The following is an 18,723-nucleotide window of genomic DNA, read 5'->3' on the forward strand; positions in this document are numbered from 1 at the left end:
GTGGGCGCGGTGACCGCGCCCACCACCCGTGTTCCCGGTCAGACCAGCACCCGGCCGCCCGCCGGCGACCCGCTGCCCGACCGCAGGTTGCGGCTGACCGTCAGCTTCTTGAGCCACCGATCGGTCCCGTCGTACCGGGCCCGGAACGACTTGCGGCCGTGCACCGCCTGGTAGTTGTCGACGATCAGCAGCGTGCCGCGCTCCACCACCACGTCGTGCTGGTGCGCGAGCAACTGCGAGTGCAGGGCGTCCAGCGCCCGCCGGGCGGCCACGTCGTCGTCACCGCCCACGCACCGCATGAAGGGCAGGTCGATCCGCAGGTACGGCCGGGACGGATCGCCGAACAGCACGGCGACCGGCTCCGGGTCGTCCCGCATCCGCTCGACCAGCTTGAGGGCCGGATGGTCCGGCTGGCTCAGGGTGAGCTGACGGATGTGCTCGTCGTCGGGAAGGATGTGGTAGCGCGGCTGCCGCAGCACCTCGACGTCGGCCGGGTCCAGGTCCAGTTCCCGCACCGACGCCACCGTGGTGGCCACCTTGTCCTCGTTGCGGACGCCGAACAGCAGCAGATAGTCGCAGCGGCTCGGGTGGAAGGCGTCCTCGGTGTGGAACTCCAGCAACGCCTCGCTGCCGTGACCGTTCTGCCGCGCCTCGTCGCCCGCGATCGGCACGATGTTCTGGACGAGCCGTCCGCCCTGGAGCGTGGTCCAGGTGAACGGGTCTCCCAACGCCATGCCGCACAGCGCCATGAACACCTCGACCTCGGTGACGTGGCTGCCCCGACGCTCGGCGTCCCAGTGCGTCGGTGTCGGCCCGACCTGCCGGTCGTCGACCGGGAAGCCGAGCACCGAGCAGGCCGCCGCCGGCTCGCCGTGCCGGAACTCGTCCAGGAACTCCCACAGACCGGCCGGCAGGCGCCGCACCGCGGACCGGTGGCGGTCGTAGAAGTCCGGCTGCCGGGGGTCCACGTCGGACGCGGATCGTACGGTCTCGCCGATCGCCCGTAACGCGGTGAGATCGGCGTCGCTGAGCTGGTATCGGGGCCAGTCGGTGGTCACCGGGACGCTCCGGAGTCCGCCGCCATCGCCCGGGCCAGGCTCGCCGGCCGCATGTCCGTCCAGGTGACCTCGACGAAGGCGAGGCAGTCGTCACGCCCGGCCGGGCCGTGCGCCACCGTCCAGCCGTCGGGCACCGGGTTCGACTCGGGCCACAGGGAGTACTGCGCTTCGGCGTTGACCAGCACCAGGTAGGTGCCGTCAGGCCGGTCGAACGGGTTGGACATCTCAGGCGCTCCTGGGGGCCGACGGGACCAGCTCGAAGAGGATCCCGGACGGAGGAGCGGCCACGTGACGCTCGCGGACCAGGTCCCACCCGGCCGCCTCGAACGCCGTCAACCACTCCTCCCGACTGGGGATGTAGACGCCCATCAGGGCGTGGATCAACTCGAAGCCGAGGGTGAAGATGGTGGTCGTCTCCGGGCTGGCCGGTCCGGGGGTGCGGACCACGTCGCAGAGCATCAGTCGCTTGACGTTCGGGAACGCCCGGCGCAGGTTGGCCAGCCCGTCGACGCACCGCTGCATCGGCCAGAAGTCGTGGCCCATGAAGACGCAGGTCACCACCTCCACGTCGGCGAAGACCTCGGTGGGCTCCAGGTTCAGCACGTCGCCCTGGACGATGTGGACCCGGCCCTCCAGGCCCGCGTCGGCCACCGACTTCTCGGCCAGTTCCACCGAACCCCGGGCGATGTCGACGCCGACCGCGCTCACCGACGGGTCGCGTTGGGCGATCCGGATCAGGCGCTGCCCGGAGCCGCAGCCGAGGTCGGCGATCGCGGCGAAGTCGAGCCCGGTGACGATCTCGTCGAAGAGCGGCTCCACCTCGCTGTCGCCGATCAGGCGGGAGCCGATCGCCACGGCCCGCATGTCGCGGTGGTAGAAGTCGCCCACCCGCTGCTCGGGCGCGGCGACGTCGGGGGCGATGGAGAACAGCTCGCCGCACCCCTTGACCACCCAGTAGAAGTAGCCCCGGGCGGCGTAGACGTCGGCGAAGCCCGGCCCGGTCCGGTACCGGTCCCCGTCGGCCTCGACCACCTTCGCCCAGACCAGCGTGTCCAGCAGCCCTCGGACCACGCCGTGGTCGAGACGGTTGCCGGCGGCCGTGGCCACGTCCGTGCCGCCCTCGGCGTGCAACAGGTCGAGCAGGCCGATCTGGTGGCTGGCGGAGATCGCCGAGGTGACCACGTAGGACGAGAAGAGGCTCGCGGCTGCTCCGACCGTGTACGAGGGAGCGTCCGCCGAATATGTCTCGACGATCGTGTCGGTCATTGTTTCCTCCTTAGCGGATTGGTGGCGCCGCCGGAGACGACTCAGCCCACAACGCGTCCATCGTCTCGTGTGAGATGTGCCGGTCCAGATCGGTGGTGGCGGCGTAACCCATATTGATGATCGTCCGTACTCCCCCGGTGATCGGATAGACCCTGTGCAAGGTGGTGTCGGTGCGCATCAGATAGAGGTCACCGGGCACGAAAGAGGCCGAATAGGTCGGGCCGGCCAGAAATGCCCGGTGGATCTCCGGGTTCTCCTTGTTCCACGTCGTGCCCGGCACGCACTGCACGAAGCCGCCGTGCTCGACCGCCGGGCACTCGATGATCCAGACCAGCGCGAAGGCGTAGTCGTCCCAGTGCCAGCCGTGCGTGTCGCCGCTCTCCTCGAGCCGGGTGATCACGTACTGCTCCGGCTCGTACGGGCAGGGCAGCACCGCCTCGCCGGCCACCTTGGACAGCAGCGCGAGCAGGGCTTCGGACTCGTAGACCGCCGGGATGACCGTGCTGCGCTCGGCCACCTCGTCGCGTCGCACGTTGCGCATCCGACGCAGGGTGTTGCCGGTCGCGGCGAACCGTAGGTCGCGTCGGACACCGGCCTCGCCGACCAGGTTCAGCACCTCGGTCGCGACGGTCTCCTTCAACTCCTCCGGAACGACGAAGGACACTTTTGTGAAACCGTACTTCGCGAGGTGCTCACGTGCCTCGGTCAGCTGTTCCGAGCTGACCTCGTGCGCCGCGAGTCTCGCGAGGGGATCCACCACAGAAGCTTCCACAGTTACCTCCTATTCGCTTCTCTTACGCCGTTTTCGCCCATGCCCGAACCGCCGACCGCGGCGCGGACCGCGCACTTTTCATTGCGTCGAACGTGTGGAAGGAACACGGTCACCGAAGAACTCGACGAGCAGCGCGTTGACGGCGTCCGGCCGTTCCAGATAGCCGAAGTGCCCGCACCGGGCGACCTCGGTGAACCGGGCGCCGGGGATCGCCTCGGCGACCTCCCGGCCCAGATGCGGCGGTGTCACCAGGTCGTCGGCGAAGCCGACCACCAGAGCGCCGTCCGGCGGCGGTGTGACGGCCCGGTACGCGTCGAGCCGGTCCGCCATCCGTTCCAGTTCGGTCTGGGCCTCGGCCACCTCGAGGGAGGGTGGGAAGAACTCCATCAGGTCCAGCCAGGAGCGGGCCTGCTTCTCGTCGTTGAGCGTGTGCGGGGACAGGCTCTGGATCAGCCGCCACACGGCGTACGCCTGCGGCGGCAGCTTCGCCTCCCCCAGCGCGATGGCCGCCTCCGCCGTGGCGAGCGCGCCCCGGAAGGTGTCGGTCCGGCCCCGCGTCGCCATCAGCACCGCCTGCTGCACCAGGTCCGGCCGGGTGACCATCACCTCCTGCACCACGTGCGCGCCCATCGACGTGCCGACCAGCCGGGCCCGGCCGCCGCAGAGTCGCTCGACCAGAGCGACGACGTCGCCGACGAGGTCCTCCACGGTCGGCTTGGCCGCGCCCGGCGGCAACGGCGCGACCCCACGGTTGTCGAAGGTGACCACCCGGTACCCGGCCGCCACCAGCGCCGGCACCTGGTGCAGTTGCCACACGCTGCCCGGGCTGCCGGTCCCCATCACCAGGACGACCGGCTCCCCGGTGCCACGCTCGGCGTAGCTGATCTTCGTGCCGTTGGCCACGACGAGTGGCATGACTGGCTCCTTCGATCCTGGGTCAGGCCACCGGAAGGGACAGGTTCCGGGCCGGTCGGGTCGGCGTCAGCGGCAGCGAACGGGTCCCGCCGACCACGGTGCGGCGCGGGCGGGGCATCGGGTCGACGTCGCTGTCGGAGACGCAGACACTCATCACCCGGTGCCCCTCGAAGAAGAGCAGCCCGCGTTCCCGCAAGCCGGCCAGCCGCTTCTCCAGTTCGTCGGCCAGATGCGGCAGTTCGGCGCCGAGCTTGTCCACCCGTACCGGCTTGTCGAGGTGCAGCAGCAGCTCGGTGTCGGCGTCGTCGATCGGGTAGACCAGCTCGGCACCCGAGCGGGTGTCCCGGATCGTGGTGCCGCCGTCGGTGCGGGTCAGGGTCAGCGCGGGTCCGCTGCCCGCCGCCCACGCCGTGTTCCACTGCCCGACCCGTTCGCGCAGCGGGCGCAGCCAGGTCGCCGACGAGATCATGTAGTCGGAGACGTTCTGGTCGGCGAAGTAGTAGGCCACGTCGCGCAGCCCGTCGCGGTCGAACGGGTACGTCAGCCGGTAGTGGTCCACCGGCTCCAGGTCGAGCCCGTACTCGGCGGCGTTGTTGAAGTACGGGCTGAACCTGTCGAACCGCACCGGGAAGCAGCCCTGCGGCGGTGGCAGGTGGGACAGCAGCGGCAGGTCGTCGACGTAGCGCCGGTAGGTCTCCTCGGCCTCGCCGGGGAACCCGATCAGCAGGTTCCAGACCGGGCTGATCCCGAGCCGCAGGCAGTTCTTGAGGAACTGGATGTTCTGGAACGACGACGTGCCCTTGCGCATCAGCTTGAGCGTCGGCGTCGCCATCGCCTCGATGCCCGGCTGGATCTCGTTTACCCCGGCGCGTTCCAGCACCGTCATGTCCTCGATGTCCAGGCCGACCTTCACCTCGTAGAAGATCGAGATGCCCTCGGGCGGGTCGAGCTTCGGGAACACCTCGGTCAGGTAGTCCATCGGCATGATGTTGTCCGTGCAGCAGTACTTCTTGGCCCACGGCGCGTGCGAGAACAGCCAGTCGAACTGCTTGAGCGCGTTCTCCGGTCGCATCGCCCGGTAGGCCATGGTCTGACCGTTGAGGCCGCAGAACGTGCAGTGCGCCCGCTCGCCCCACCAGCAGCCCCGAGAGGTCTCGAAGAACAGCATCGGCTCCGCCGCGGCGGCCGGAAGCTGCACCATCTGGTCGAACGAGGTGCGGAACTCGGTGTAGTCCGGGTCGAAGTAGTCGTCGATGTCGGCGTTCGGGCCGATCCCCTTGCGGTAGCGGCTTTCCATCTGGTTGCGCCGGGTGACGACGCCACGGATCCGGTGCGCCCGCTCCAGGTCGTCGTCGAGCACGCTGCGCAGGAACTCGGGGAACGTGACCAGCGACGGCCCGGAGAAGACGAAGTCGAGCTGCGGGCAGTTCTGCGCCAACGCCGCGCCCATCGGCGCCTCGCAGTTGGCGCCGCCGATCAGCGTGGTCACCGCCGGGTTGCGGTCCTTGACCATCCGGGCCGCCGCGAGGCTGGGCAGGTTCTGGGTGAACATCGAGCTGAAGCCGAGCAGGTCCGCCTCGTCGAGCCGGTACTTCTCCACCATGCTGCGCAGGAAGTCCTTGAGGCCCTCGCGGCGACGCAGCACGGTACGCCGCAGGTCAGCCTTTGCCGGGCCGGTGAAGTAGCGGCTGAAGTACTCGTCCACGTTGTCCGGCAGCTCCGGGAAGGCGAGCTGCCGGAACATCCAGTCCCCCACCCCGGCGACGTGGAAGTCCATGTCCCCGGCGATGGCGTCGTACTCCTGGGCGCCGAAGTAGCGGACGAAGTCGTGGTTGATGTAGCAGACCCGGACGTCGAATTCGTCCGGGAAGTCCCGGCGGACCAACGCGGAGAGCTGGCTGAGCGCGAACGACGGTCGACGCCGGTCGGCGAAGGGCATGTTGACGAGGACTAGCTGGCGCACGTGGACCCTTCCACGATCGAGGGCTGCCACCGCGAGTACTGGCGCAACCCGTACAGCAGTGGGGTGTCGGCGGTGTACTGGACGTCGGAGACCTGCCCCACCACCAGCGCGTGGTCACCGACGATCCGGACGTCGGAGAGCGTGCAGGCGGCGAACCCGCAGGCGTCCTCCACCAGCCACGGCAACCGGTCGTCGCCCCGGGGCTGCCAGACGACCTGGTGGAAGCGGTCCGCCTGACCGGTGGCGAAGACCTCCGCCGCCCGCTGGCCCCGGGCGTGCAGCAGGTTGACCGCGAACCGCCCCCGGTCCTCGATGGCGGCCAGCGTGCGGCTGCCCACCTTGAGGCTGACCAGCAGGGTCGGCGGCTCCAGCGTGACGCTCATCAGCGACGAGCAGGTCAGTCCCCACGGCGCCCCCTCGCCGTCCACGCTGGTCACCACCGCCACCCCGGTCGGGAAGCCGCTCATGAAGGTGCGGCAGCCGTCGGCCAGCGACGGCTCGGACCCGGGACGCATCGGTACGACCGTCATCACCCCTCCGCCGCCGGTTGGATGGTGCTCAGGTACTCGTACGCGCTGGGCAGGGTCTTCACCAGCCGCTCGGCGTCGGCCCGGATCGCGGCCAGCTCGGCCGACGCGCGGGCGGGGTCGATGTGCGCCAGGGCCGGCCGGGGGCTCTTCGGCGCCAGGCCCATCCCGAGGCAGATGGTGATCCACGAGTAGACCTCGAACCCGTGGTAGTACGGGTAGATGGTGCTCTCGTCGAGCAGCCGCACCGCTGCGGTCTCCAGCCGCTCGGCCAGCCCGTCCGGGATGGCGCGGACCTTGGTCTCCCGCCAGTAGTCGGTGTCCTGCCGGGGCGAGGCGACGTAGTGCAGGACCAGGAACTCCTTGACCCCGTCGATGACCCGCGCGACCTTGTCGTTGTAGCCGCGGACGAGGGTCTCGTCCCAGGTGTTGTCCGGGAAGTGCTTCACCAACTGCTCGATGGCGTGCTGGATGAAGAAGATGCCGGTGGACTCCAGCGGCTCGACGAAGCCACTGGACAGGCCGACCGCCACGCAGTTGTTCACCCAGGACCGCTCGTTGCGGCCGATCCGCATCCGGATGTGGTTGGCCTCCAGCTCGTCCTGCCCGGGCGCGGCGAACTCGCGCAGCGTGCGCTCGGCCTCCTCCGGCTCGCAGAACTGGTCGGAGTAGACGTAGCCGGTGCCGATCCGGCCGTACAGCGGGATGGTCCAGATCCAGCCGGCGTCCTTGGCGGTGGCCTTGGTGTACGGCGCGATACCGTGCTCGGCCATGTCCCGGGGCACCCGCAGCGCCACCGCACGGTTGTTCGGCAGCACGTCGGTGAAGGAGACGAACTTCTCCTTCAACGTCTGGTTGATCAGCAGGCCCCGGAAGCCGGTGCAGTCCACGAAGAGGTCACCGGTCACGTCGCCCTGGTCGCGGGTGGAGACGTGGGTGATCCAGCCCCGCTCGTCCTGCCCGACACCGACCACGTCGTCGACCACGTGCCGGACGCCCTGCGCGACACCGAGCTTGGTCAGGTAGCGGGCCATCAGCGCGGCGTCGAAGTGGTAGGCGTACGGGAACTGTGCCCGCTGCTCGTCCAGGGTGGAGCGGCCCAGCTCGCCGTCGAGGCTGGCGGTGAAGAGCGTCCCGTCGAGCATCCGGGGCGAGCGCTCCGCCTCGCAGAGGTACGGCGTGATGAACGAGCCCCGGTCGAAGCTCTCGGTCGGGTCGCCGAGGGCCAGGTTCCACTCGGCGGCGGTGAACCCGTCGGAGGTGCGCAGCCGCTCGAACGGGTGGAAGAAGTGGCTGCCGTCGCCGCGCCAGTTGTCGTACTTGATGGCCAGCTTGTAGGAGCCGCTGCACTGCGGCATCCACTCCCGCTCGTCCAGGCCCAGGTAGTCGAAGAAGTGCCGGATGGTGCTGAACGTCGCCTCGCCGACGCCGATCGTGCCGACCGCCGCCGACTCCACGAGGGTCACCGAGATCCGGTCCTGGAAGGCGGTCTTGAGGTAGGTGGCGGTCATCCAGCCGGCGGTCCCGCCACCGACGATGACAACGTTACGGATCATCATGCCTGTGCTCCCTGGATCGCTTCCCGAACGGTCCGCACGCTGCGCGGCCGCATGTCCTTCCACACCCGGTCGATGTGGTCGAGGCACTCCTGACGGGTGCCGTCGGTGCCCTCGTCCTGCCAGCCCGGCGGGTTGGGCCGGTCCGACCACCACACCGAGTACTGCTCCTCGTGGTTGACCACGACCTTGAAACGGACGTCATCCGGCTGCGTCATCGGTGGTTCCTCTCATGTCGTGGTGATCTCGTGGTCGCGGGCGTGCCGCAACCGGTCGGCCAACGCCGGGCCGATGGTGTCCAGTGCCGGGGCCTGCGTCATCCGGTCGTGCTCGCCGTCGACCGGCAGCACGTCGACCCGGCCATCGACGTACGCCTGCCAGACCGTGGCCGGGTCGAGACGCTCGTCCCAGGTCTGGGTGGCCACGAACAACTGCACGTCGCCGTGGAAACGCTCGGGCGTGAACGCGTCCATCAGGCGGGCGTTGTTCAGCACCACCCCGGTCAGTGCCGCCACGGTCTTGGCGTCGAGCAGTTCGTCGCCCGGGTCCGGCCGGGCCCCGTCGTCGGAGACCGCGTCCCGGTCGCCGGCCGACCCCGGTCGGCCGAGGGCGTCGAAGAGGAGCGCGCGGGCTTCCGCCGCGGTCTCCACCCGGACGTCCTCCACGTCCATCGCCGGGTAGCTGTCGATCAGCGTGAGCACCGCGACCCGCTCGCCGTCGGCCTGCAGGCGGGTGGCCATGGCGTGGGCGACCAGGCCGCCGAACGACCAGCCGAGCAGGTGGTAGGGGCCGTGCGGCTGGATCCGCCGGATCTCGGCGAGGTAGTCGGCGGCCATCTCCTCGACGCTGCCGGCCAGCACCTCGCCGCCGTCCGCGCCGCGCGCCTGCAACCCGTAGATCGGCCGGTCGATGCCCGCCTGCCGCAACAGCCCCGAGTAGCACCAGCTCAGACCACCGACCGGGTGTACGCAGAAGAGCGGCTCGCCGTCGCCGTGCACCCGCATCGGCATCAGCACGTCGAACGGGTCGGCGGTCACCCCGGACTCGACGGCTGCGGCGAGACTGGCCACGGTCGGGTTCTCGAACAGCGCCCGGATGGTCAGCTCCACCCCCAGCGCGGTCCGGATCCGGGACACCAGGCGGGTCGCCAGCAGCGAGTGGCCGCCCAGGTCGAAGAAGCCGTCGTCGACACCGACCGTGTCCAGGCCCAGCACCTCGGCGAACAGGCCGCAGAGCACCGTCTCGCGGGGACCCACCGGCCCCCGGCCACCGGTGCCGCCGGACGACTCCGGGACGGGCAGCGCCGCGCGGTCCAGCTTGCCGTTGGGGGTCAGCGGCAGCGAGTCCAGCGGCACCAGCGCCGAGGGCACCATGAAGCCGGGCAGTTGTTCGCCGGCCTGCGCCCGCAGCGCGGCCAGGTCGACCTGTCCCCCGGCGACTGGGCAGACGTAGGCGACCAGCCGCTGGTCGCCGGGGCGGTCCTCGCGTACCACCACGGCGACCTGGCCGACGGCGGGGTCGGCGGCCAGGACGGCCTCGATCTCGCCGAGCTCCACCCGGAACCCGCGCACCTTCACCTGGTCGTCGGCGCGGCCGACGAAGCTCAGGTTGCCGTCGAGTCCCCAGCGCACCACGTCGCCGGTGCGGTACATCCGCGATCCGGGCGGGCCGAACGGGTCGGCGACGAACCGGGTCGCGGTGAGTCCGGCCCGTCCCCAGTAGCCCCGGCCCAGCCCGGCGCCGGCCACGTACAGCTCACCGGCCGCGCCCGGCGCCACCATCCGCAGCGCCTCGTCCAGCACGTAGAGCCGGGAGTTGAGGATCGGCTTGCCGATCAGCGGCACGTCCCCGTCGGCGACCCGGTACGCCGCAGTGTCGTTCGAGCACTCGGTCTGGCCGTAGAAGTTGTAGCTGGCCGTGTCCGGGGTGGCCCGCATCGCGTTCCACAGCGTCTCGGTGACGGCCTCGCCGCCGACCATCAGCACGGTCGGGTGGTGCCGGCCGTCGGCGAACATGCCGGCCGCGACGAGCTGCTGCATGAACGACGGCGTCAGGTCGACGAACCCGATGCGCTGCCGGTCGATGTAGTCGACGAACGCCTCCGCGTCGCGGCGCACGAAGTCGTTGATGACGTGCAGCTCGTGCCCGTCGAGCATCCAGAGCAGCGAGTCCCACGAGGTGTCGAACGTCAGCGGCGCGGTGAAGCCGATCCGCAGCCGACCGCCACCGGCCGCCGCCACCTCGGGGCGGAAGAACGTGTTGCGGTGGCTCCAGTACAGGTTGACCATGCCTCGGTGCTCGATGACGACCGCCTTCGGTCGACCCGTCGACCCGGAGGTGTAGATGACGTACGCCGGGTTCTCCGGCCGCAGCGGCGCAAGGCGTTCCGGGTCGGCCAGCTCGGCGTCGGAGAGCGCGGCCAGCTCGGTGCGGACCGCCTCGTCGTCGAGCTGGACCACGGGGGTGGTCAGCGGCGGCAGCGCCGCGAGTCCGGCGGCGGTGCCGAGCACGACCACCGGTGCGGCGTCGGCCAGCATGAACGCCAGCCGGTCCGCCGGATGCTCCAGGTCCAGCGGCAGGTACGCGCCACCGGCCTTGAGCACCGCGAACAGCGCCACGACCATCTCCGCCGACCTCGGTACGGCCAGCGCGACCACGCGCTCCGGGCCGACGCCCCGGTCGACCAGCAACCGCGCCAGCCGGTTGGCGCGCCCGTCCAGCTCCGCGAAGGTCATCCGGTGCTCGTCGTGGACCACCGCCACCTCGTCACCGGTGGCCGCCACCTGCTCGGCGAGCAGGTCGATCAGCCGGACCGGTGGCGCGGGCCGGACCGGTCCCATCCAGTCCACGGTCAGCGCCCGACGCTCCTGCGCCGACATCACCTCCAGCTCGCTGACCGGCAGGTGCGGGTCGGTCGCGGCGGCGGACAAGAGCCGCGCCAGGCGCTCGGCCAGAGCCGCCACCGACGGTTCGTCGAACAGGTCGGTCGAGTACTCCAGGTAGCCGCGCAGGCCCGCCGGGGAACCGTCCGGGCCGTAGTCCTCGAACACGTCCAGCGTCAGGTCGTACTCGGACACCCCGTGCCGGACCGCCTCGTGGCTGACCTGCAACCCGGCGAAGTCGAACGCGGCCGAGGCGTTGTTCTGGAACGCCAGCAGCACCTGGAACAGCGGGAACCGGGCCAGCGAGCGGGTCGGGCTGACCGCCTCCACGACCCGCTCGAAGGGCACGTCCTGGTGGTCGTAGGCGGCCAGGTCGGTGTCGCGTACCCGGTCGAGCAGCTCGGAGAAGGTCGGGTCGCCGCCGACGTCGGTGCGCAGCACCAGCGTGTTGACGAAGTAGCCGACCATCGCCTCCAGCGCCGGGTCGCTCCGGCCCGCCGACGGGGTGCCGATCGGGATGTCGGCGCCCGCGCCCATCCGGGACAGCAGCGCGGCGAGCCCCGCCTGCACCACCATGAACAGGCTCAGCCGCCGGTCGCGGGCCAGGCGCAGCAGCTTGTCGTGCTGGTCGGCGTCGAGTCGCAGGGCGACGGTGTCCCCCGCGTAACTGGCCACCGGCGGGCGGGGCCGGTCGGTGGGCAGCGACAGCTCCTCCGGCGAACCGGCCAGGTTGGCCCGCCAGTAGTCGAGCTGCCGGTTGACCTCGCTGTCCCGGTCGCCGTCGTCGCCGAGGATCTCCCGCTGCCAGACCGCGTAGTCGGCGTACTGCACCGGCAGCGGTGACCACTGCGGGGCCTTGCCCTGCCGACGCAGCGAGTAGGCGTCGGCCAGGTCCCGGCTCAGCGGTGCGAGCGACGCCCCGTCGACCGCGATGTGGTGCATGACCAGCAGCAGCACGTGCAGTTCCGGGTCGATCCGGAAGAGCTGCGCCCGCAGCGGGATCTGCGCGGCGAGGTCGAATCCCTGTGCGGTGGCCGAGGCCAGCGCGTCGGCCAGGTCCGCCTCGGTGACGTCCCGCACCGGCATCGGCGGTCGGGTCGGCGGCAGGACCGTCTGGAACGGCACCCCGCCCTCCTCGCCGAAGACGGTCCGCAGCGGCTCGTGCCGCGCCACCAGGTCGGCGACGGCGGCGGCGAGCGCGTCGGCGTCGAGCGGGCCGGACAGCCGCAACGCGATCGGGGTGTTGCGGGCCCCGGTGTCGGTGCCGTCCATCCGGTCCAGGAACCACAGGCGCTGCTGGCCGAAGGAGAGCGGGATCCGCTCGCCGCGCGGCACCGGGCGGACCGCCGGCCGGGCGGTCACCGTGGGGTCGATCGCCTTGGCGAGGGTGGCCACCGTCGGGTTCTCGAACAACGCCCGGATGGTCAGCTCCACCCCCAGCACCGACCGCACCCGGGAGACCAGGCGGGTGGCCAGCAGCGAGTGCCCGCCCAGGTCGAAGAAGCCGTCGTCCACGCCGACCCGGTCGACGCCGAGCACCTCGGCGAACAGACCACACAGCACCGACTCGCGGGGACCCACCGGCCGACGGCCGCCACCGGCGCTGCGGGTCGGCGCCGGCAACGCCGCCCGGTCCAGCTTGCCGTTGGGCGTCAGCGGCAACGCCGACAGCTTCACGATCGCCGACGGCACCATGAAGCCGGGCAGCCGCTCGGCCGCCATGGCCCGCAGCTCCTCCACGTCGACCCGGGCACCGTCCGCCGCGCAGACGTAGCCCACCAGTCGCTGGTCGCCGGGCCGGTCCTCGCGGACCACCACGGCGACCTGACCCACCCCGGGCCCCGCCGTCAGCACCGCCTCGATCTCGCCGAGTTCCACCCGGAACCCGCGCACCTTGACCTGCTCGTCGGCGCGACCGAGGAAGCTCAACCCGCCGTCCGGCCGCCACCGCACCAGGTCGCCGGTGCGGTACATGCGCGATCCGGCCGGTCCGTACGGGTCGGCGAGGAACCGCGAGGCGGTCAGGCCGGGCCGTCCCCGGTAGCCACGGGCCAGCCCGGGACCGGCCACGTACAGCTCACCGGCCGCCCCCGGTGCCACCAGGCGCAGCCCCTCGTCCAGCACGTAGACCCGGGCGCCCTCGATCGGGCGGCCGATGTCGGCGCGGACCGACTGCGGGTCGGGCGGGCTGTCCGTCCCGTACACCCGGGAGCTGACGTCGATGGTGGCTTCGGTCGGCCCGTACGCGATGACCATGCGACGGCCGGTCGACCAGTACGCGGCCACGTCGGGCGGGCAGCCCTCGCCACCGGTGATGATCGCGCGCAGGTGCGGCAGCTCCCGTTGCGGCACGGTGGCCAGCACCGACGGCGGGATGTGCGCGTGAGTGATCCGGTGCTCGGCCAGGTAGGCGTGGAGTTCCTCGCCCGCGACGGTGGTCGGCGACACCACGAGGCAGCCGCCGGCCAGCAGCGCCATCGACACCTCCGCCACCATCACGTCGAAGCTCGGCGACACCAGTTGCGACACCCGCGCGCCGGGTCGGGCGTCGTGCCGGGCGATCTGGTTGGCCAGCAGCCCGGCCAGACCGGCGTGGGTCACCTCGACGCCCTTGGGCCGACCGGTGGAGCCCGAGGTGTAGATGAGGTACGCCGCGTCGGCGACCCGCAGCGGGCCGAGCCGGTCGGTGTCGGACAGGTTCGCCGGGGAGGCCGCCGTCAGGTCGATCTCCTCCAGCACCACCGTCGCGGACGCCTCCGCCACCGGTGCCACGGCCAGCCCGGCCCGGCTGGTGAGCACCACCGTGGGGGCGCTGTCGTCGAGCAGGAAGGCGAGCCGTTCGGCGGGGTACGTGAGGTCCACCGCGAGGTAGGCCGCGCCGGTCTTGGCGACCGCGACGATGGCGACGATCAGGTCGATCGAGCGGGGCAGCGCGAGCGCGACGGTCCGCTCCGGGCCGACGCCCCGGGCGACGAGGGCCCGGGCCAGCCGGTTGGCCCGCTCGTTCAGCTCGGTGTAGCGCAGCGTGCGCCCGTCCGCCTCGACGGCGGGGGCCGACGGGGTGGCCGCGACCTGTGCCTCGAAGAGTTGCGGCAGGGTCAGGGTGGACGGCGTACCGGCGCTGCCCGCCCAGGTGGTGAGCAGTTCCTGCCGTTCCCGCTCGGCCAGGATCTCCACCGCGCAGACCGGTGCCGTCGGCTCCGCCACCAGGTTGCCCACCAGCCGGACCAGCCGGTCGGCCAGCAACTCGGCGGTGGTGTGGTCGAACAGGTCGGTGGCGAAGTAGACCTCGCCGGTGAGCCGGTCGTCGACCAGGTGCATCATCAGCGCCAGGTCGAACTGGAGCGACGAGAGCGCGAGGTCCTGCGTCCGCACCTCGACGTCGGCCAGCCCGGTGGGCTCGTCCTCCGCGCCGGCCAGCGTGAACATCACCTGGAACAGCGGCGACATGCTCTGGTCCCGGACCGGGTTGAGCCGCTCCACCACCTGGTCGAAGGGCACCTCGGCGTGGCTCAGCGCGCCGAGCACGGTGCCGCGTACCCGCTCCAGCAGTTCGGCGAAGGTCGGGCCGTGCGGGCTGTCGCCGAGCTCGGTGCGGATCACCACGCTGTTGACCAGGAAACCGACCACGTCGGCGAGTTCGGGGTGGTCGCGGCCGGTGACCGGGGTGCCCACGGCGATGTCCCGCTGGCCGCTCACCCGGGCCAGGAGCACCTGGAAGGCGGCCAGCAGCACCATGAACGGCGTGACGCCGCGTGCCGCGGAGAGGTCGCGCAGCCGCCGGACGGTCTCGGCCGGCACCTCCAGCCGCACCCGGTCGGCGGCGAAGCTGGGCGTCGCCGGGCGCGGCCGGTCCAGCGGCAGGCGCAGCACCGGCAGGTCGGCGAGTTGCCCCTGCCAGTAGTCGAGCGCCTCCTCATACCGGCCGCTGTCCCGCCGGTCCCGCTGCCACCAGGCGAAGTCGGCGTAGTGCAGGGTCACCGGATCGAGATCGGGCGCGGTGCCGGCCCGCCGGGCCCGGTAGCACTCGGTCACCTCGCGCCACACGACCTGGTGGGACCAGCCGTCGTAGGCGATGTGGTGCAGCACCACCAGCAGCACGTGGTCGTGCTCGCCGACCCGCAGCAGGAAGCCGCGCAGCACCGGGCCGCCGCCCAGGTCGAACGGGCGGGCCCACTCGTCGTGCAGGACCCGGGTGATCAGGTCGTCGGCGAGGCCGGTGACCGTGACCACGGGCAGCTCGACCGGGTACGGCGCGTCGACCACCTGCACCGGACCGTCGTCGGTGGCGACGTAGTGGGTCCGCAGGATCTCGTGCCGGGCGACCACGTCGCCGAGCGCGCCGGCCAGGGCGTCCACGTCGAGCGCGCCGTGCAGCCGCACCGCGACCGGCATGTTGTACGCCGGTGACTCCGGCGCGTACTGCCAGAGGAAGTAGAGCCGCTCCTGCGCGTACGACAGCGGCATCCCGTCGGACAGGCGGGGCACCGGTACCGGGGCCGGGCCGGCGATGTGCACGGTGGTGGCGAGCCGGGCGGCCATCGAGGCGACCGTGGGCGCGTCGAACACCGCCTGCACCGGAAGTTCGATCCCGAGGGTCTGGCGCAGGCCGAAGACGACCCGGGTGGCCAGCAGCGAGTGCCCGCCGATCTCGAAGAAGTCGTCGTGCACGCCGATCGGCTCGGTGCGGTCCAGCACCTGCTGCCACACCTGCGCCACGGCCCGTTCGGTGTCGTCGCGCGGGGCGACCCGGTCCACCGCGCCGTCCTCGGGTGTGACCGCCGGCAGCCGGGACTTGTCCACCTTGCCGCTGAGCGTGCGGGGCAGCCGGTCGATCGGCACGAACGCCGAGACCCGCAACTGCGCCGGCAGGCGCTCGTCCAGGTACGCCCGGAGGTCGCCGCCGGTGGGTGCGGTGCCGGTCGCCGCCACCACGTACGCAACCAGCCGGTGGTGGGAGACCCCGTCCCGGACCGCCACCACGCACGCCTCGCTGACCGCGTGGTGCCCGCGCAGCACCGCCTCGATCTCGCCCGGCTCGACCCGGTGGCCCCGGATCTGCACCTGGTCGTCGCTGCGCCCGATGAACTCCACGACCCCGTCGGCGAGCCACCGGCCCCGGTCACCGGTGCGATAGAGCCGGCTGCCGCTGTCGCTCCCGTACGGGTCGGGCAGGAACCGGTCGGCGGTGAGGCCCGGCCGGTTCAGGTAGCCCCGGGTCACCCCGTGGCCGCCGACGTACAGGTCACCGACCACCCCGATCGGGACCGGACGCAGCCGCTCGTCGAGCACGTACACGGCGGTGTTGGCCACCGGGGCGCCGACCGGCACGATGCCGGAGGCGGTGCTCACCCCGGGCCGGGCCGGGAACATGGTGCTGTCGATCGACGTCTCGGTGGCGCCCCAGGCGTTGACGATCCGGACACCGTCCGGCAGCACGCCCAGCGCGGCGGCGTAGTCGCTGACCGCGAAGCTGTCCGCACCGACCATCAGCAGCTTGAGGTCCGGCAGCCGCCGGCCGCTCTCGGTCAGGTGCGCGGTGATGGCGGTCAGCACGGCGGGCACCGTGTCGAAGGCGTCGACGCGCTCCGCCGCCAACGCGTCCACCAACGCCTGCGGGTCCCGGGCCAGCGAGCGGGGACCGAGCACCAGGCAGCTACCGAAGGCCAGGCTCCGGACCACGTCACCGACGAAGACGTCAAAGGCGGAGCTGGCGATCGTCATCCAGCGGCGCAGCGGCCCCGGGTCCCAGGTGGTCCAGGCCGCGCGCAGGTTCGCCGTGCCGCCCCGGGTGACCATCACGCCCTTGGGCGTACCGGTCGAACCGGAGGTGTGGATCACGTACGCGAGGGCGGACGGCGGCGCGGTGCGGGGTGGCCGGGCGGCCGAGGTGTCGGCGAGCGTGGCCGGGTCGTCGAGCCGGATCAGCCGCCACGGACCGGCGGGTAGGTCGGGCTCGGTGGTGGCGTCGCAGAGCACCACGGTCGGCGTGGCGTCGTCGAGCAGCACGGCGATGCGGGCGGCGGGCTGCTCCGGGTCCACCGGCATGAACGCGGCGTCGGCCTTGAGCACGGCCAGCGGCGCGACCACGGTGTCGTGACCGCGTCCGACACAGATCGCCACCCGGTCGTCGATGCCGACGCCGAGCCCGCGCAGCAGGTTCGCGATCCGGTTCGCGCGGTCCTCGACGCCTGCGTAGTCGAGTGTCCGCCCGTCCCAGACCAGCGCGGGCGCGTCCGGGGTGGTGTCCGCGTACGCCTCGAAGTGCTGCTCGACGGAGATCGACGGCGAGTAGCTGAGCCGGGTGCTGTTCCAGTCCCGCACCAGGCGACGCTCGCGGCTGGTGGAGAGGCGGTAGTCGCTGATCGGGCGATCCGGTGCCTCGGCGATGCCGGTGAGCAGCTGTGTCAGGTGCTCCACGATCCGCTCGGCGGCGTCGGCGTCGAAGAGGTCCACGCTGTACTCGAGTTCACCGGTCAGCCCCTCCGGGCTCTCCCGCAGGCCGAGCGTGAGGTCGACCTGCGCGCCCTGGGCCGCCCCCGAGTACGGCTGCACGTCCACGTCGCCCAGGTCCCAGGCGTCGTTGGCGCCGGCCGCGTCGCCGTCGGTGGTGAACATGACCTGGAACAGCGGGGTGGCGCTGGCGTCCCGGGCCGGGTTGATCCGCTCGACGACCTGGTCGAACGGCACGTCCTGGTGGGCCAGGCCGTCGAGCACCACGCCCCGGACCCGGGTCAGCAGCTCGGTGAAGGTGGGATCGCCGGAGAGGTCACCGCGCAGCACGACGGTGTTGGCGAAGAAGCCGACCAACCCGGCGACGGCGTCGGAGTCCCGGCCGGCGACCGGCGTCCCGACGGCGATGTCCGGCTGGCCGGAGAGCCGGGAGAGCAGCACCTGGAAGGCGGCGAGCAGCACGACGAACGGCGTGCAGCCGGTGGACCGGCCGAGTTCCCGCAGCCCGTCGGCGACCGGTACGGGCAGCCGGACCGGCACCCGGTCACCGGCGAAGGTGGGGGTGGCCGGACGGTGCCGGGCGACCGGCAGGTCCAGCACCGGAACGTCGGTCAGTTGCTCCTGCCAGTGCCGCAGGCCGGCCTCGTACCCGCCGTCGGCCTGGCGGCGGCGCTGCCACCAGGCGACGTCGGCGACCTGCACCGGCAGCGCAGGCAGCCGCTGGGCCGCCGCCGCGCCGTCCCGGTAGACCGCGGACAGCTCCCGCCACATGAGCGGCAGGGACCAGCCGTCGCAGGCGATGTGGTGCATCACCAGCAGCAGCACGTGCTCCTCGTGCGCCCGCCGGAACAGCGTGGCCCGCAGCACCGGTCCCTCGGCCAGGTCGAACGGCCGCAGCGTCTCCGCGTCGATCAGCTCGCGCAGCGCCGCCTCCGACCCGGCACCGGCCGGCACGTCCACCACCGGCAGCGGCACCGGGGCCGCCGCGTCGACCACCTGCTCCGGGCCCTGCGCACCGTCGACGTACCGGGTCCGCAGCACCTCGTGCCGGGCCACCACGGCCGACAGCGCGGTGCCCAGCGCCGCCACGTCCACCGCTCCCCGCAGACGCACCGCCACCGGCGCGTGGTACGCCGCCGAGGCAGGTGCCAGCCGCCACAGGAAGTAGAGCCGCTCCTGGGCGAACGACAGCGGCAGTGCCTCGTCGCGCGGGGCGCGGGGAATCCCGGTGGGACGCGCGTAGCCGCGGCCCAGCCGCTCCAGCAGCAGCCGGCGTCGCTCCGGGGAGAGCTGGGCGAGCCGCTCGGCGAGGGTGTCAGACATGGAGGTCC

10 protein-coding genes are annotated in these 18,723 nt (G+C 72.0%); all 10 read right to left on the bottom strand.

Annotation, left to right across the window (positions count from 1 at the left end):
- Positions 1–38: 38 nt before the first annotated feature.
- The gene (gntD, locus tag ACWDVW_RS23035; RefSeq protein WP_449952302.1) at positions 39–1,058 is read right to left on the bottom strand and encodes a guanitoxin biosynthesis L-enduracididine beta-hydroxylase GntD; all 1,020 of its coding nucleotides are present in this window, start codon (positions 1,056–1,058) and stop codon (positions 39–41) included.
- Positions 1,055–1,282 (bottom strand): MbtH family protein, encoded by a 228-nt coding sequence (locus tag ACWDVW_RS23040; protein ID WP_350698966.1) that lies wholly within the window; start codon positions 1,280–1,282, stop codon positions 1,055–1,057. The genes gntD and ACWDVW_RS23040 overlap by 4 nt, the downstream gene beginning before the upstream one ends.
- A gap of 1 nt (position 1,283) precedes the next feature.
- Positions 1,284–2,324: a class I SAM-dependent methyltransferase gene (locus ACWDVW_RS23045; RefSeq protein WP_449952306.1), complete on the bottom strand. Its 1,041-nt coding sequence runs from the start codon at positions 2,322–2,324 to the stop codon at positions 1,284–1,286.
- Between the two features lie 10 nt (positions 2,325–2,334).
- The gene (locus ACWDVW_RS23050) at positions 2,335–3,096 is read right to left on the bottom strand and encodes a HalD/BesD family halogenase (protein WP_449952309.1); all 762 of its coding nucleotides are present in this window, start codon (positions 3,094–3,096) and stop codon (positions 2,335–2,337) included.
- 78 nt (positions 3,097–3,174) lie between these two features.
- Positions 3,175–4,011 carry an alpha/beta fold hydrolase gene (locus ACWDVW_RS23055; RefSeq protein WP_449952312.1) on the bottom strand — a complete coding sequence of 279 codons (837 nt, stop codon included), beginning with the start codon at positions 4,009–4,011 and terminating at the stop codon, positions 3,175–3,177.
- Positions 4,012–4,033: 22 nt separating this feature from the next.
- Positions 4,034–5,974 (bottom strand): RiPP maturation radical SAM C-methyltransferase, encoded by a 1,941-nt coding sequence (locus tag ACWDVW_RS23060; protein ID WP_449952315.1) that lies wholly within the window; start codon positions 5,972–5,974, stop codon positions 4,034–4,036.
- Entirely contained in the window at positions 5,962–6,504 is a 543-nt protein-coding gene (locus tag ACWDVW_RS23065; RefSeq protein WP_350698956.1) for a flavin reductase family protein, read from the bottom strand. The genes ACWDVW_RS23060 and ACWDVW_RS23065 overlap by 13 nt, the downstream gene beginning before the upstream one ends.
- Positions 6,504–8,060 carry a tryptophan halogenase family protein gene (locus tag ACWDVW_RS23070; RefSeq protein ID WP_449952319.1) on the bottom strand — a complete coding sequence of 519 codons (1,557 nt, stop codon included), beginning with the start codon at positions 8,058–8,060 and terminating at the stop codon, positions 6,504–6,506. Before ACWDVW_RS23070 ends, ACWDVW_RS23065 begins: the two co-directional genes overlap by 1 nt.
- Positions 8,057–8,275 (bottom strand): MbtH family protein, encoded by a 219-nt coding sequence (locus ACWDVW_RS23075; RefSeq protein ID WP_131051449.1) that lies wholly within the window; start codon positions 8,273–8,275, stop codon positions 8,057–8,059. The genes ACWDVW_RS23070 and ACWDVW_RS23075 overlap by 4 nt, the downstream gene beginning before the upstream one ends.
- A 12-nt stretch (positions 8,276–8,287) precedes the next feature.
- Positions 8,288–18,715 carry an amino acid adenylation domain-containing protein gene (locus ACWDVW_RS23080; protein WP_449952322.1) on the bottom strand — a complete coding sequence of 3,476 codons (10,428 nt, stop codon included), beginning with the start codon at positions 18,713–18,715 and terminating at the stop codon, positions 8,288–8,290.
- Between the last annotated feature and the right edge of the window lie 8 nt (positions 18,716–18,723).

The sequence above is a fragment of the Micromonospora sp. NPDC003241 genome (assembly GCF_053589795.1).

Coding starts and splice junctions, on each gene's coding strand:
- ACWDVW_RS23040 (WP_350698966.1), bottom strand. CDS start 1,282: ATGTCCAACCCGTTCGACCGGCCTGACGGCACCTACCTGGTGCTGGTC.
- ACWDVW_RS23045 (WP_449952306.1), bottom strand. CDS start 2,324: ATGACCGACACGATCGTCGAGACATATTCGGCGGACGCTCCCTCGTAC.
- ACWDVW_RS23055 (WP_449952312.1), bottom strand. CDS start 4,011: ATGCCACTCGTCGTGGCCAACGGCACGAAGATCAGCTACGCCGAGCGT.
- ACWDVW_RS23065 (WP_350698956.1), bottom strand. CDS start 6,504: ATGACGGTCGTACCGATGCGTCCCGGGTCCGAGCCGTCGCTGGCCGAC.
- ACWDVW_RS23070 (WP_449952319.1), bottom strand. CDS start 8,060: ATGATGATCCGTAACGTTGTCATCGTCGGTGGCGGGACCGCCGGCTGG.
- ACWDVW_RS23075 (WP_131051449.1), bottom strand. CDS start 8,275: ATGACGCAGCCGGATGACGTCCGTTTCAAGGTCGTGGTCAACCACGAG.
- ACWDVW_RS23080 (WP_449952322.1), bottom strand. CDS start 18,715: ATGTCTGACACCCTCGCCGAGCGGCTCGCCCAGCTCTCCCCGGAGCGA.